Origin of the sequence: Citrobacter sp. Cpo100 (assembly GCF_030332595.1) — a bacterium.
Lineage (GTDB): Bacteria > Pseudomonadota > Gammaproteobacteria > Enterobacterales > Enterobacteriaceae > Citrobacter > Citrobacter portucalensis.
This window is the reverse complement of sequence record NZ_JAOWHM010000037.1, coordinates 727321-740806: the sequence shown is the minus strand read 5'-3', so window position 1 is coordinate 740806 and position 13486 is coordinate 727321. Positions and strand designations below refer to the sequence as shown.

The window sequence follows — 13486 nt, the reverse complement described above, 5'->3', positions numbered from 1 at the left end:
TGTCGCTATATTCGACAATAATATTGTGAGTTATTTAATAACGCTTAATTACCGGCCAGATATCCGTGGTTAGACGAATATCTGGGGTAGGGCATTACTGATATTTATATGGATATATCTGTAATTAAGCCTGATGCAATATTGTCAATACAGTACGCAGGTCGGTGACCGAAATTTGTCCTGGTGCGGAGGCTTTTTTTACTGCCCCAAAGGTTGCCGCTGAACCGAAAACCTCACCAGACAGACGTGAAATCACCCCTGTTTTAGCCATCGACATGGTGATTATCGGGCGATCGGCATAGCGTTCTTGCATTTCCAGCGTGGCACTAAGCAGCGTCAGAACATCCGTTTTATTTTGCGGCATCAAGGCAATCTTCGGAATATCTGCGCCCAGCTCCTGCATTTTACGCAGGCGCTGGACAATCTCTTCCGCGGCTGGTGTCTTATGAAAATCGTGATTGGACATAATCACAAAGACATTTTTCGCATGCGCATGCTCGACGGTCGCTTTGACCAGTTCGTCACCGGTAAACAGTTCCAGATCGATCATATCCACCAGACCGCTGTCTACCGCCGCGCGGTTAAGTGCAACATAGTGCTCGACAGACAGAGCCTGTTCACCGCCTTCTTTGGCGCTACGGAAGGTGAAAAGCAGTGGTTTGTCAGCCATCACATCACGGATGGTGCGCGCAGCTTCCAACACCGCCTCAATGGAAGAGACATCGGCGAAATGGTCTACGCGCCATTCCAGAATGTCGAAATCCGCTTCGCGATAGGCCAGCGCTTCGCTTTTTACCGTTGCGATGTCTTTACCCATCAGCGAGACAATGATCTTCGGCGCACCCTCGCCAATAACGAGGTTTTTTACGGTTACGGTTTTCATTGATTACCCTTTAACTATTGTACAAATGCTTGCCCGTCAGGCGGCAAAACCCATAACCTGTTTCACATACTCCAGCGGGAAATCTTTCCCGGTCCAGAGCTTGAACTGTTCAGCCCCTTGCCACAACAACATGCCGTAACCATCAATTGTTTTGCAACCAGCACTTTGTGCCTGCTGCAATAATTTGGTCATATGCGGGTTGTAGACGCATTCGGTTACCAGCAGTTCCGGACGCAGCAGGGAAGCGTCGGTCACGAGAGATTCATTTTCCAGCGGCTTCATGCCGACTTTAGTGCCGTTGGTCAAAATATCTGCGCTGGCAAGTGCGTCAGCAAAAGCCTGGCGATCGGCGAGATCGATAACGGTGACCACGCAGTCGGTGTTTTCATTGACGCGTTTGGCAAACTCCTGCGCTTTGGCAAAAAACTCATCCTGGCGGTTAAAGAGTTTAATTTCTTTGATGCCTTCAATCGCTGCCTGTGCACCAATAGCCGTCGACGCACCGCCTGCGCCCAACAGTACCATGGTTTTACCTTTGATATCGAAACCACTTTCCTTAATTGCACGAATATGGCCCGTGCCATCGGTATTGTAACCGCGCAGGTAACCATCATCATTGACGATAGTGTTAATTGCGCCGACCAACTTGGCTGCGGGTGTTAATTCATCAACATACTCACATGCCAGCTGCTTGTTGGGCATTGAGACCCCGGTACCCCGCATCTTTAAGGCCTTCAGCCCGGCAATGGCATTAGCAAACGTTGAGTTATCAACTTCAAATGCCATGTAAGTGAATGGCAATCCCGCTTTTTCTAATGCCTTATTTTGCATTTCAGGCGACAGACTGTGTCTGATAGGGTAAGCCATCAAACCAATCAGTTCATATTTAGCAGTTACGTCCATTTGATACTCCTTCTAAACAATTTATTGAAAATAACGCTCGCCCAACCGCACATCATTTTTGGGGATATCAAATACGCGGTAGTAACGAATAAAGACGATGATGGCGGTGACAAAAGCCAACAGAGCAAATGCAAGGTCCAGCAAAATAATGTATTGCAGACCAATGTTAGAGAGGTATCCGGTGATTAATGGGATAATAAAGTTGGCTACGCCACCCATCATCATATAAATACTGGTGACTTTGGCCTTGCTCTTGGGAAAGAACTCCGACATCACCGAAACACCGAGCTGTAAAATACCGCCAGCGGCAGAGAATCCAATGAGAAATGAACCGGCGTTACATACCAGCGGAGATGGGTATAAATAGATCACGGCTGCGGTGATGGTTGCCAGTCCGGCATTAAATACATTCGCCCAAATAGGCCGTACCCATTTTTTCAACAGTGCGGCAAAGATAAATACGCAGACCAACGACCCCATACTGTAGTAAGAGATTGTTTTCAGTGCGTCGGATTCTGCCATACCGGCAAAGGCCATCGCATATTTCGGCATCCAGACCACGATGACGTAAAAAGTCGAAAAGGCAGCAACACCAAACATGACGGATGCCACACCTTCCAGCCAGACCAACGGTTTACTGTTCATCTGTGGCAGATCTTTTGCGATGCCGGCATCCACCATCTGGCTGGGGAAACGACTTTTTAGCAGCATCAGGGTAATGACTACAAACAACGCACCTGGAATAATGACCGCATAACCGTACCAGATATGGTTGAGCAGCATGGTGCTGACGACGATGGGGTAGATCATCTGCCCAAACGAGACCATAGCTTTCACCAGGATAACGGCTGAGCCAGAGGCTTTAGGGAAGCATTCCATTAACGCCGGGTACCCACCGGTATCCAGTGCCGAGTTTGCCACGCCAACGCAAACGGCCAGAATAAAGGCAATCATCAGATTAGGGCTGGCGGGAATACCGAAGAAGAACAGTATATAAAGAATCGCCCCTAACAGAATGATAGCCCGACGACCAAATTTATCTGAGAGCACACCAAAGAATAAGATGCTCACCAGTCGCCCCAGACCAATGCCTGAAATCAAATAGGCAATTCCTGCATTATCTGTGGAAAACTTTTCTGCAAGAGAGGTCATATTTTGCGCCAGTGTAATGACGCTAATGCCGTGTAGGAAATAACTTAAATAAATACAGGTTATCGCCAAAAGAAATGGCGTATTAAAGGTCTTGCTTTGAGACATTTTCACAACTCCTTGCGGATTTTAAAATTGTTCTGTGCTCGTCGATATTGTTTAAATTGCGGCGACCTTGTAATTAATATACCGGGCGGAAGCCACAGAACCTACATAGCATGGCGTTTAAGTTACCAGGTATATTGCATAACACACTGTGAAATTGAACTCTGCCAGCCGGTGTTTTGCTTATGTTTTAAAATAAATGCCAATTATTTTGCAGAAGGGGGGAACAATATTGCATCCACGCTATTCTACGGCTTGTATCATTTTTAGCTGATGCTTTGACGCGATGTGGCTGCGATAACCAATAAATAACGCCAACAGGAACCCAACAGCAGCTATGCCAGTATCAAGCCACATGATGTGAGCAATACTGGTTTCTGAGAGTTTTGCTGTTATCAATGGAATAGTGAAGGTCGCAATGCTGCCCGCACTGTAGTAAATACCGGTCGCTTTACCCTTCGCATACGGAAAGCGTGCGGCCATGAGCGTTAAACCGATTTGCACAACGCCCCCTGCGGAAGAAAAACCGATGACAAACGCAAAGATAATGACCACGTAGGGTGTCGGATGCAGACAAACCATCAGCAGTGCGACAAATGAGATAAACGTATACAGCATCAGCATCGATGTCGCGCGTTCTGCTTTTCGCGCCAGCGGGGCGGTGATCAGCACGCACAGTAGAGAGCCGCAGGTATAAATGCTTAACAGTTTGATAGATAACGTATAGGACATTCCTGCGACAAACTGTCCGTATTGCGCCAGCCACTGGCTTACCAGGTAAAATGTTGCCATTGCGATGTAGCCGTATAGGGTGTAACTGGCAAGGTCGAGCAGGGAGCAACGATGTTCAGGTTGTGCGGTTTCTCGTTCAGCAGGTTGTGCCCGAATGACGGTATGAGGCCCGGGGTGTGGCGGAAACCGACAGCGAAACAAAAACACGCCGTTGAGTATCATAACGGCAGCCGCCAGCAGGAAGGACCAGCCAAACCAAAGTTCGCTCCACACCAGCAGGCTGATGATCATCGGCAGCAGGAACTGACCGCTGGAGACGAAGGCTTTTATCAAAATATTGGCTGTGCTGGGGGAACGGGGGAATGCCTCCATCAGGCTGGGATAGGTTCCGGCATCGAGAAAACTGTTTGCCATTCCTGCTAAAAAACCAAAAGCATAGGCAAGAAAAATACTGTGAGTATTGATGATGCCAATAAAGAAAATCAGGTAGCAGGTCATACCAAGGATAATGAATGGTCTGCGACCGTAGCGATCGGAAAGCATCCCTGCCACTAATAAAACGCTTAAGCGGCCGATACCGAGTGAGGAAATAACAATCGAGACGCCCGCAGCATTGGTTTGCCACTGTTGTTCCAGCGAAGACATATTGAGGCTCATCAGAATGACCCCCATGCCGTGCACCAGGTAATTTAGGTACAGCCCTATCGCAGTGGAGAAATAGGTGTTTTTCATAATGTGTTACTCAGCGAAGAGGCTAAATAGGTATGGCGTTGCAATCTCTTAACACATACGCTCGAGATCGTGAGCATAGAGTTCAACAGCAGCCGACTGATAGATTTTCCAGTCGAGAAAACTATCGTGGTGATAAATCGCCTGAAAAGCGTTCAGATCGGGGAAAAAACGCATGGTGTTATTACCGATACGATTATTTATTTTGTCGATAATTGCATTAATTCTTAACTTCCTCCTTGCTTTCATTTCTGAACAAATGCGGATGATGTCTTCTGGAATTTCTCTTTCACCCTTTTCCCATTGCTGCCAGGCGGCAACATTGTTATCGCGCGCGATATACCTGGCGCTTTCTTCCACCGTCATAGCAAAAATATGGCGGATTGCCTGTAGTTCTAATGCGTTCATTATTTGGTCACTTCATAAAAGACGGTGGAATAGTAATAACATTGCTGTGGATATTTCTGCTTGAAGAGAGTCACAGTATTTTGTGCAATATTATTTGTTCCTTGACGGGGAAGATAATGTGTTGGTGCGTTAAGGTTGGTGGAGTGGCGCGCGAAGGACAAAAAAAAGCCCAACGTGGGAGTTGGGCAAATTCTCCTATATTCTACCTCGTGCCTTATGTAGCAGGGCTTACAGCTATGATGTGTATTAGCTGGTGTATCACCTGTGTATCACTCCTGATTAATATGATCACCTTCCTGAACTATTAGCATTGCTTGTGCCGTTAGCTATTAGTGCTGTACGCCTCGATGCTGAGTCTTAGACTTTTAAGTAGTAGCTGATAGCCCTGCTATGTGAGCTTGTGGGTTCTATCAGTAAGGCATTCAGTCTAAACAATCACATTCTATTCAGCGCTCTTACGTTGTAAGTTACGGTTAAACATCAGTAAGGTGTTGATTTGACTGTAATAAACTACGCGATTTAGCCCCTATTACTAACCATTCTTTATTATCACTTATTAATCGTTCAGAGTGTTATAAAGTAACATTCTATCGCGTCTGCTGTAATATCCTGTCAGATAATAGTAATAGAAATATACATATTTCCAGCTTGTTGACTACCGTGTTGCATCCGTGTTTATCCGTATGGTTTTAATCAGGTTTTTCAGTGTTCCTCTGATGTGAAGGGATCAGTAACCAACCACCATCTAAGCTATTAGTGCTGATGAGATAATTCTTGGTTTGCTATTACTATTAGCAAGCCTATTATGGCGATGCTTCATCAATAATCACTAACTAACAGGACACGAACAAATGACTACTACAACCCTGAATGCACAAGCTTTAGCTAACAGTGCTCGTGAATGTATTCGTTATGCTCAATCAACTAAATGGACAATCGCTAAGATTGTGAATCATTGGAATCTGTGTGTAGAGCAATCAGGGCTTACAGGTATCTACGATTTCCCTACAGATTACAAACGTAAGGCACATCTGATAGCAGATCTGGAACGTTGTATAGAGCAGCTTACTAACATTGCAGAAGGGCGTGATGCTCTTGTATCTGCTCCTGTAGAAGAATGTCGTGAATACATGGTTCAGGATGTGAAGAAAGAATGGTAGTAGTTAACCCTGTTAGTGGTGAACTGAACACTATTACTTATGTAAATGATTTCTCTTGCTACTTTGTTATTAGTTTCAGTGGTGATATGAACCAACAATATTTTGATAGAGGTGAAACATTAATGGTGTGTGAGGCTGAACAGGCTACACAAATTACTAATGTTATTCCTAACCAATCTAATGAGAGTCCAGCAATGAAAACTTTAACCCTTGCTTATGATTTAAGTGTATTAGTAAAAGCTTCTTCTGATTTAGAAGCAATGGATGTGATTAAAACAGCAATAGCTATTGAAGAAGCTGGTGATAATCTTCCTGATTCATTACACGCTATTGTTTATGATTTGTTTGCTGCTACAGCTTCACAAGGCTTATTGAATACTCTTAATGGTGCTTTACCTGATGAATTGCATGATGAAGTAATAGAGATGGCTGCTAATCTGGCTAACTATCAGTAATATTTAATGGGCTATGCTACCTATGCTACTATAGGTAGCCCTACTACTAAATACTTGAGGTGATGTGATGGAAACTATTAAACAGATTTGTGAAGAAGCTGGTGTAAATCTGGACGTGTTAGGCAACGTAGGCAAGCCTACTACAGATGCTCGTAAAGCAGAGGCTAAGAAGTTTGTTCCAGCGTTAGAACAGGGGAAAACCACTGTAGGGGCAATTGTGAAGCTGGTAACGAGTGTGAACGGTCGTAAGCTTGCACAACAGCAGTTTTACGCTTTAGCAGGATGGAAGCCTAACAACACGGATAAACCTGCTACGCATACTATCCGTGAGACACACACGGCTAAAGCTGTAGCTGCTACTTTCGGTGGTGAAACTTTCACTATTACTAAGGCTGAGAAATATCTTTTTGATGTGCTGGTAATGATGGCAGATAAGAAAGATTTAGAAGCTGCACACGAACAGGTTAAACAGCGTTTCCTAGCTGAACGTGAAGAAGAAATTATGAAGCAGATAGAACGGGAACTATCTTCTATTAGCCCTATCGTGAATAGGGGCGTAGAAACGCCTGTAACGATGTTTGAGCCTGTAGCAGTACCAGAAGCAAGGGAAGAAGGTTAAAGAGGGTGTAACAGAGTTCTTAGGCCGTCTGGAAGAAGAATTAAAGTCTGATGTTCCTATGTTGGATGAAGCAGACCAAAAGCGGCTAATCACTATTAAAGAATCTGGCAATGCTCATAGTGAACGAGCACATAAGATTTTAGAACAATTCACTAATCCAGAGAGTAATAAATAGGGCTAAGTGCCCTATAGGGGAACACATTCTCTTATAGGGCATTTCATGAGGTATGAGTTATGGCTAATAAGAAGCCGCTACAGTGGGTTCACTTTGCTGTTAATGGTGTAACTGGTTTTGTAGAGATAGAGCCTAACGGGGCTATGTGGGTTAACTTCTGTGGTGTTCGTTATGCTTATTCCACTATTCAGGGAAAGCTTAAAAACACTGTTCATTCTATTATGGTTCAGCATTCTTCAGTTAGTAGTTGGAGGGGTTAAAGTGGTAGAGCTTGGCTATAATGTCTTTTTTGGTGCCATTGGCTTATTATTCATTCTGGCTATTATTGCTGGTGTGATTTATGTCTTACTTAAATTCTTTGGATTCATTAAGAAAGAATTTAAATTAGCTAAAAAAGATATGGATCGTAATGATTGGATTGCTGCTGTTATTATGGCTTGCATTCTAATTCCTGGGTTTTATCTGGCAGTAGTTAACGATATTATTCCTTTATTCAATTAAGAGTAAATCTAAAATGGGTTCATTTTTCTTAGGATTGGTTATTGTAGCTGTAGCTATTGCCATCACATTCTATTGTATTGGATTATCTATAGGCCGTCGTGAAGTAGCTGCTGCTAATTATCGCTATCAAATTACGAAGTTTGAAAACGCTATGAATAAAGCTAAAGATGATCTTGCTACTGCTCATACTGTAAAAGATAAGCTTGCTTCAAAAATCAGTAGTGAGGTGTTAGGGCTTAAACTTTTAATGAAGCAATATCACTTTGAACAGGGTGAACATGTAGCTAATATTCGTGGTGATTTAGTAGCAGCACAATCTTTTAATGAGCATTATTTCAAGATTATAAATTCTTCGGGTATGTTCACTAAAAGGATGGTGCTTATGTGTGGTGAGCAATTAGAAAATGCACCCTTTGCTATTACTCATGAGCGTTTTAGTGAAGTATGTGATGATTATTCTAAGCGTGATAGAGAAGAAGAAAAATCTGATTTAGAACATGCTAAAAGATGGTCTGCAAGAGATCGTGAAGCCTTTATGAATGAACATGAGGAAAGTTTAAAATGTTCTTGATAATAGTAGGTGTAGTAATTACAGGAATCTTTATTTTCTTATGGGCTATCTATCAACGCTGCCAGCCTACATCTTTTTCTATTCCCCAATGGCAATGGGAAGCAATAGAAGAACGCTTTAATGATATGGAACGAGAATTAGAGCTATTGAGGGAGGCTAACAAATGAAACGTTTAATTATTGCTGCTATTACCTGTGCTTTATTATCAGGCTGTGCAGGTGAACTAAGGGATGAAGCAGCAGAAAGCAGTAATGCAGAAGTTTTAAATTATGTTACCAAAAATCAAACAGATTGCATTGATAATACTTTCAGTGAATCTATCTATCAGGCCAATATTAAGGAAATGACATACAGAGAATCTAAAGGAGCTATGAACGCTCAAGCAGACGCAGAAGCAATACAGGCTGCTAAAGCTAAATGTGTTGCAGCTAACAAGCAGAGGAACGAACAGAGAGCCTTAGAAGCTTCCTATGAGCACCAGCAACACGAGCAAGCCTATCAGGACGATGAACGGTTAGAGCGGCTGTGTGAAGCTGCACACCCTTACATGATAGGGCAATGTATGCGTAATTCTGCTGTGAACGAAATGGTGGATGCTCTGTAATGGAACAGCCTACAGAGGAACAGCCATTAAGCCCCATAGGAGAGGCTATAGAGCGTTTAAAGGTTCATCCCTATGGAAACCTACAGGAACGTTTTAAAGAGTGGTTAGAACGCGATACAGAGCGTTTAATAGTGTGGCGTGAAGCCGATAATAGATAACAGGCAGAAGAAAGGATGATAAAGAGGTATTTAATTAGCATTGGGGTATTAGTTATTTTCTTAGTTATAGCTGTACGATTGGTTTATTTAGAACAATTCTACAGCATATCAATGAAACAGGCTAAAATAGAAACTCGTTTAGCTACTGAATGTAAATTTACAACTAATACCCCTCATTGTTATGTCTTAACAGACCAATTAGAAAACACTGTTAAAAAGTGGGCAGCATTTAATAGTCGCTGGCATAGGAATAATAAATGAAATGGCTTATTAGATGGTGGAAGCGTAGGAACGCTGAACTAATAACACTCTATCCTATTGATGTTCGATGTGAAGAAACTTTTAAATTTGCTCGTAATGCTGAATTATTTGTAGCTATTGACTGGCATAATAATTTTGATGATGTCATTTTTAAATATATGTTTGTTACTGGTGGTGGAAAACGAGTAGATATAAATTTAGTAGGGGATGATTATTATCTTATAGACTGTTCCACCAAAGAAAAAACCCTTATCAGATTGAAGGTGTTAGATCGTGATTAAGAAACTATTATTAACTACTACACTTTTCTGTTCAGTAGGTGTAGCTCATGCAGATAATTTAAATGATCAGGTGTTAGGGAAGTATGCAAGAGATATAGCTCATGCTTTCCAGCAAGAAGCAAAAGCAGAGGGGCTAACCTACGCTGATTGTGAGGTAACTGTTAAGCTTCTTCCTCGTGGTGAACTGGAAGATGTGAACAGTATTAGCGGTGAAGCCTGTGATGGTGTTGAACGTGTTATGAGGGGCTATCTATGGCCAGAAGCACCTGATAGAAATTATTCTTATGCTATTACTGAAATTCATTTCAGAGTGGGTAATAGTTATGGGGATCATCACGATTAAACGCTGATAATTAACGCTGAGTAAATAGAAGGGCTAACGTCCTTCTGTAAGAAGGGCTATCTTAACAGGTAGCTCTTTTTTTTATTTCTTTTTCAGAGTTTCCTTTCTTTTTACTATCGCTTTTTGTTTTTACTTGTATCTCATTTTGCGTTAGCGACCTTATCTGATGGGAACTACTTAGACCAATTATTAAAAGGTGCATCGCATTTTGCGTTATCCCTTATAGGTGCATCGCAATTTGCGACGGTCTACCTTCTATAACATGCTGTCAGAATAAAACGTTAGTGGATTAGTATCTTTATATTATCGAACCAATAAACAAGGAAATTTAATTATGTTAACTATCTTGCTTGATGCAATGAATCAGAAAGGAATTACAGGCTATAAGCTTGCTAAACTTACTGGTATTCAACATGGTACTATTTACCGGATTATGAACGGTAAAGAATGCTTAGGCGTTAAGATGCTTGAGAAACTTACTAACGCTATGGGTTATGAAATGGTAATTACACTAAAGGATACTGAATAATGTTAATGTTAGACCTGAATCAAGATCTGTTAGATGCAGTTAATAAATCTGCTACTGCAAAGAATCAAACTATCTATGCCTTTATTCGTAATGCTTTAAAGGAATCTATTAAAGATTGATGTTATGCCGGAGGCATTAAATTGAATATAAATAAATTAATCGTGGACACGGTGACGTATGGTAATAGAGCATTTAATTTAAACTCTAATGAAATAATGTACATCATTATTATTTTATCCTTTGCTAAGGAACATAATGAAGATCCTGAATTTTGGCCTTCAAGAGATAATATTAAAGGTCGTTCAGGTGGTATGAGTCGTGACACTCAATTAAGAACAGAGAAGAAGCTAACAGAGAAAGGTTTATTCTTAGGTAAGAGTAGACACCAGATCGGCATGAAATGCCCTAATAACTATTTCTTAGCTCTGGAACTGATGCAGGAACGTTACCGAACCTTTGAGGCCGTAGAGCTACAGGAACAGCAAGCAGAGGAAGTAGAGCAGGTAGCAACACAAGCTATAGCCCCTATCTCTGAGGAGCCACCAGAAGCCCCACACGACGATTTAACAGCTACACCAATACCAGAGCAGCCACAAGTAGAGAACGTAGCTCAAACAGCGATACAGGACGTTAGACGCGACACACAAATCTGTGTAACGCCCGATACTGGAAAACCAGTAACGCTACCTACTGAGATTCCAGTAGCTAACAAGACTGAACAATTCATTGAAGATTACCGTAGGAAGTACAACAGAGAACCACACCCCAGTGTTATTAGCTGCTTCCTGAATGACAAATTAGAGGATTTTATATAATGCTTGATAGCAAATCACTATTACTTTTTCAGCAGAAAGCTTTTAATCAGCTTCTTGCTATTACAGAAGAAACACCTGTTGTTAAACGTGCTGAATTATTCGGACGTGCAAGCGGTATGTTAGCAGCTTTAAAATATATCACTGATGAAGAAACTTATCTCGCTATGAGAACTATCTTTTTAAAAGCTGGCGTAGACTATGTAGAGAATTTAGGAAGGGTACAAAATGAGAGTAAATAATATTAAACGAGATGAAAAAGGAATGTTTATTCCTCAAGAAGATTTTAGTGAATTTATCGGCAAGCATTACGGCAGACTTGAAGTATTAAAGGTAGTGAGATTAGAAACAGCATGGTCTACAATTATGCCTTATGCTATCTGTTATTGTTCCTGTGGTAATGTCCACAAAATACTTCTTTCTACTCTGAAAAGAGGACAATGTAAAAGCTGTGGCTGCTACCACCGTGAGATAATTCCTACTATCCATAAGTTAAGCCCTATGACTAAAGAAGGGCATATTAGCTATCAGCGAATTAAAAAGCAGGGATGAGTAATGGATAATGAAGAAATTGATTATGAAGAATTAGATAAGCTATTTAAAAAAGATTATGCCTATCCTAAGAAAGAAGCAGAGAATTATTAGACCTTCAACATGAAATAGAAAGGCGTAATAACTTATCCCTGAAAGAAGATATTAAAGAACGATCACCAGAGTTTTACGAAATGAACAAGCAACGTATTATGGATAATGAAGAACTACCAGAGATTAAAACGTTCATTAAAAATCATGACAATTCTATGATGTATATTCGCCGTATTACTAAAAACGAATTATTTAAATCTTGTAGAAGGTCATACTCATCAATGAAAGATCGTTGTACTAATCCTAATAGCCCTTCTTATCCTAATTATGGTGGGAGGGGTATTAAAATTTGTGATAGATGGTTAGAAAGACAAAATGGTTTTAAAAACTTCATGTACGATATGGGATTAAAAAAAGAAGGTCTTTCTCTTGATAGAATAGATGTAGATGGAAACTACGAACCGTCTAACTGTAGATGGGCTGATTATTACACACAAGCTAATAATAGGCGATCATCAAAATGGTATAAAGAATTACATAAAAACGAGGAATGCAATGTTAACAACTGAATATAAAATATTAGGAGGCGTTAAAGCTTATACGCCTGATACAAATTTCAAAGGATATGAGAAAGGGAAATATACACCAGTGTTAGTAGGAAACTATTATTGGACTGGTGCTTATATTTTTTATTTCCCTGATGTAAGTGATTTGGATAGTCCTACTTATGGCTATCAAGTTGATGATAATGAAGCTTGGAGTTTTACCACTCGTGATAATTGGCTATATGCCGATCAAGCTACATTACAATCAGCTTTCATTGACGCTGTTAATAGTGGTCAAACATGGAATGCTTTAAAAGATACAAATAAATATTCTATCCCTGTTATCCAGCATGGAACAAAAAATAGATGGGTAGATGAAATTCCTACTACTTACAATACTGTTACCAGCGTATCTATTAGCCCTGCTACCAGTACAGCCACTGTAGGAACAGCTTACAGCCAACTGTTTAAATCTACTTGTAGTGAAGCAGATGATGGTAGTTATACCTATCTGTGGACGGCTACAGGGGTTACAGGAGGCTTACAGCTTGATAATGCTACCATAGCAAGCCCTACACTTTCAGGAACGCCTACAGCCTCTGGTAGTGCTTATTTAAGCGTTACAGTTACAGATAGCTACGGTAATAAGGCTACAAGTGAATCTACAATTACAGTAGCTGCTAAAGCTACCAACGTTATTAATAGCGTTACAGTTAGCCCTACTGAATGTGATTTCACTGTAGGCGATGTATTAGATCAAGTATTTACTGTTAGCCTTTCACCTGTAGATGATGGTAGCTATTCTTATAGCTGGTCATTTGGTGGTAGTGCTATTGGTACTCTTACACCTTCCAGTGATGGTAAATCTTGTACTCTAACAGGTACTTTGGCTAAGTCTGGTACTTATTATGTTAAGTGTACTGTAACTGATGCTTATAAAACGCTGTAGTTAATAATAATGCTCAAGGCGGTAAATGT

20 protein-coding genes are annotated in these 13486 nt (G+C 41.1%); 15 read left to right on the top strand and 5 right to left on the bottom strand.

Going from position 1 to position 13486, the window contains the following annotated elements; all coding sequences use genetic code 11:
* Positions 1-124: 124 nt before the first annotated feature.
* The 5 genes from aroD to OGX96_RS19110 all read right to left on the bottom strand — a co-directional run bounded on the left by aroD (position 125) and on the right by OGX96_RS19110 (position 4909).
* Positions 125-883, bottom strand: a complete 759-nt coding sequence (gene aroD, locus OGX96_RS19130) for a type I 3-dehydroquinate dehydratase (protein WP_128611895.1) — start codon at positions 881-883, stop codon at positions 125-127.
* 36 nt (positions 884-919) lie between these two features.
* Positions 920-1786 (bottom strand): quinate/shikimate dehydrogenase, encoded by an 867-nt coding sequence (ydiB, locus tag OGX96_RS19125; protein WP_003836604.1) that lies wholly within the window; start codon positions 1784-1786, stop codon positions 920-922.
* Positions 1787-1807: 21 nt separating this feature from the next.
* Entirely contained in the window at positions 1808-3043 is a 1236-nt protein-coding gene (locus OGX96_RS19120; protein WP_032943180.1) for an MFS transporter, read from the bottom strand.
* 240 nt (positions 3044-3283) lie between these two features.
* The gene (locus OGX96_RS19115) at positions 3284-4504 is read right to left on the bottom strand and encodes an MFS transporter (RefSeq protein WP_198802078.1); all 1221 of its coding nucleotides are present in this window, start codon (positions 4502-4504) and stop codon (positions 3284-3286) included.
* Between the two features lie 48 nt (positions 4505-4552).
* The gene (locus OGX96_RS19110; RefSeq protein WP_198802079.1) at positions 4553-4909 is read right to left on the bottom strand and encodes a YdiL family protein; all 357 of its coding nucleotides are present in this window, start codon (positions 4907-4909) and stop codon (positions 4553-4555) included.
* A gap of 851 nt (positions 4910-5760) precedes the next feature.
* Between OGX96_RS19110 and OGX96_RS19105 the strand changes: the two genes are divergently transcribed.
* The 15 genes from OGX96_RS19105 to OGX96_RS19035 all read left to right on the top strand — a co-directional run bounded on the left by OGX96_RS19105 (position 5761) and on the right by OGX96_RS19035 (position 13457).
* On the top strand, positions 5761-6069 hold the full coding sequence (locus OGX96_RS19105) for a hypothetical protein (protein WP_286583951.1): 309 nt from the start codon (positions 5761-5763) through the stop codon (positions 6067-6069).
* On the top strand, positions 6063-6524 hold the full coding sequence (locus OGX96_RS19100; protein ID WP_286583949.1) for a hypothetical protein: 462 nt from the start codon (positions 6063-6065) through the stop codon (positions 6522-6524). Before OGX96_RS19105 ends, OGX96_RS19100 begins: the two co-directional genes overlap by 7 nt.
* Positions 6525-6591: 67 nt before the next feature.
* Complete coding sequence (locus OGX96_RS19095) at positions 6592-7143, top strand: hypothetical protein (RefSeq protein ID WP_286583947.1); 552 nt, start codon at positions 6592-6594, stop codon at positions 7141-7143.
* A 346-nt stretch (positions 7144-7489) separates the two neighbouring features.
* On the top strand, positions 7490-7819 hold the full coding sequence (locus OGX96_RS19090) for a hypothetical protein (RefSeq protein WP_286583946.1): 330 nt from the start codon (positions 7490-7492) through the stop codon (positions 7817-7819).
* Between the two features lie 13 nt (positions 7820-7832).
* Positions 7833-8390 carry a hypothetical protein gene (locus tag OGX96_RS19085; RefSeq protein ID WP_286583945.1) on the top strand — a complete coding sequence of 186 codons (558 nt, stop codon included), beginning with the start codon at positions 7833-7835 and terminating at the stop codon, positions 8388-8390.
* A complete protein-coding gene (locus tag OGX96_RS19080) occupies positions 8381-8557 on the top strand; it encodes a hypothetical protein (protein ID WP_286583944.1) in 177 nt (58 codons plus the stop codon). Before OGX96_RS19085 ends, OGX96_RS19080 begins: the two co-directional genes overlap by 10 nt.
* Complete coding sequence (locus tag OGX96_RS19075; protein WP_286583942.1) at positions 8554-8994, top strand: putative periplasmic lipoprotein; 441 nt, start codon at positions 8554-8556, stop codon at positions 8992-8994. Before OGX96_RS19080 ends, OGX96_RS19075 begins: the two co-directional genes overlap by 4 nt.
* A gap of 415 nt (positions 8995-9409) precedes the next feature.
* Complete coding sequence (locus tag OGX96_RS19070; protein WP_286583940.1) at positions 9410-9694, top strand: hypothetical protein; 285 nt, start codon at positions 9410-9412, stop codon at positions 9692-9694.
* Positions 9687-10037 (top strand): hypothetical protein, encoded by a 351-nt coding sequence (locus OGX96_RS19065; RefSeq protein ID WP_286583938.1) that lies wholly within the window; start codon positions 9687-9689, stop codon positions 10035-10037. The genes OGX96_RS19070 and OGX96_RS19065 overlap by 8 nt, the downstream gene beginning before the upstream one ends.
* Positions 10038-10371: 334 nt before the next feature.
* Positions 10372-10566 (top strand): helix-turn-helix domain-containing protein, encoded by a 195-nt coding sequence (locus OGX96_RS19060; RefSeq protein ID WP_286583936.1) that lies wholly within the window; start codon positions 10372-10374, stop codon positions 10564-10566.
* A gap of 140 nt (positions 10567-10706) precedes the next feature.
* Positions 10707-11381 carry a helix-turn-helix domain-containing protein gene (locus tag OGX96_RS19055; protein WP_286583934.1) on the top strand — a complete coding sequence of 225 codons (675 nt, stop codon included), beginning with the start codon at positions 10707-10709 and terminating at the stop codon, positions 11379-11381.
* The gene (locus OGX96_RS19050; RefSeq protein ID WP_286583932.1) at positions 11381-11620 is read left to right on the top strand and encodes a hypothetical protein; all 240 of its coding nucleotides are present in this window, start codon (positions 11381-11383) and stop codon (positions 11618-11620) included. The genes OGX96_RS19055 and OGX96_RS19050 overlap by 1 nt, the downstream gene beginning before the upstream one ends.
* The gene (locus OGX96_RS19045) at positions 11607-11930 is read left to right on the top strand and encodes a hypothetical protein (RefSeq protein WP_286583930.1); all 324 of its coding nucleotides are present in this window, start codon (positions 11607-11609) and stop codon (positions 11928-11930) included. The genes OGX96_RS19050 and OGX96_RS19045 overlap by 14 nt, the downstream gene beginning before the upstream one ends.
* Before the next feature lie 173 nt (positions 11931-12103).
* Positions 12104-12532 carry a hypothetical protein gene (locus OGX96_RS19040; protein WP_286583929.1) on the top strand — a complete coding sequence of 143 codons (429 nt, stop codon included), beginning with the start codon at positions 12104-12106 and terminating at the stop codon, positions 12530-12532.
* The gene (locus tag OGX96_RS19035) at positions 12519-13457 is read left to right on the top strand and encodes a hypothetical protein (RefSeq protein ID WP_286583927.1); all 939 of its coding nucleotides are present in this window, start codon (positions 12519-12521) and stop codon (positions 13455-13457) included. Before OGX96_RS19040 ends, OGX96_RS19035 begins: the two co-directional genes overlap by 14 nt.
* Positions 13458-13486: the final 29 nt, after the last annotated feature.

Bases quoted from the DNA above. Each gene is read 5' to 3' on its own strand.
- OGX96_RS19050 (WP_286583932.1), top strand. From the start codon at position 11,381: ATGCTTGATAGCAAATCACTATTACTTTTTCAGCAGAAAGCTTTTAAT.
- OGX96_RS19090 (WP_286583946.1), top strand. From the start codon at position 7,490: ATGCTTATTCCACTATTCAGGGAAAGCTTAAAAACACTGTTCATTCTA.
- OGX96_RS19045 (WP_286583930.1), top strand. From the start codon at position 11,607: ATGAGAGTAAATAATATTAAACGAGATGAAAAAGGAATGTTTATTCCT.
- OGX96_RS19115 (WP_198802078.1), bottom strand. From the start codon at position 4,504: ATGAAAAACACCTATTTCTCCACTGCGATAGGGCTGTACCTAAATTAC.
- OGX96_RS19075 (WP_286583942.1), top strand. From the start codon at position 8,554: ATGAAACGTTTAATTATTGCTGCTATTACCTGTGCTTTATTATCAGGC.
- ydiB (WP_003836604.1), bottom strand. From the start codon at position 1,786: ATGGACGTAACTGCTAAATATGAACTGATTGGTTTGATGGCTTACCCT.
- OGX96_RS19120 (WP_032943180.1), bottom strand. From the start codon at position 3,043: ATGTCTCAAAGCAAGACCTTTAATACGCCATTTCTTTTGGCGATAACC.
- OGX96_RS19040 (WP_286583929.1), top strand. From the start codon at position 12,104: ATGAACAAGCAACGTATTATGGATAATGAAGAACTACCAGAGATTAAA.
- OGX96_RS19085 (WP_286583945.1), top strand. From the start codon at position 7,833: ATGGGTTCATTTTTCTTAGGATTGGTTATTGTAGCTGTAGCTATTGCC.
- OGX96_RS19110 (WP_198802079.1), bottom strand. From the start codon at position 4,909: ATGAACGCATTAGAACTACAGGCAATCCGCCATATTTTTGCTATGACG.
- OGX96_RS19035 (WP_286583927.1), top strand. From the start codon at position 12,519: ATGTTAACAACTGAATATAAAATATTAGGAGGCGTTAAAGCTTATACG.
- OGX96_RS19060 (WP_286583936.1), top strand. From the start codon at position 10,372: ATGTTAACTATCTTGCTTGATGCAATGAATCAGAAAGGAATTACAGGC.
- OGX96_RS19100 (WP_286583949.1), top strand. From the start codon at position 6,063: ATGGTAGTAGTTAACCCTGTTAGTGGTGAACTGAACACTATTACTTAT.
- OGX96_RS19080 (WP_286583944.1), top strand. From the start codon at position 8,381: ATGTTCTTGATAATAGTAGGTGTAGTAATTACAGGAATCTTTATTTTC.
- OGX96_RS19105 (WP_286583951.1), top strand. From the start codon at position 5,761: ATGACTACTACAACCCTGAATGCACAAGCTTTAGCTAACAGTGCTCGT.
- OGX96_RS19070 (WP_286583940.1), top strand. From the start codon at position 9,410: ATGAAATGGCTTATTAGATGGTGGAAGCGTAGGAACGCTGAACTAATA.
- aroD (WP_128611895.1), bottom strand. From the start codon at position 883: ATGAAAACCGTAACCGTAAAAAACCTCGTTATTGGCGAGGGTGCGCCG.
- OGX96_RS19095 (WP_286583947.1), top strand. From the start codon at position 6,592: ATGGAAACTATTAAACAGATTTGTGAAGAAGCTGGTGTAAATCTGGAC.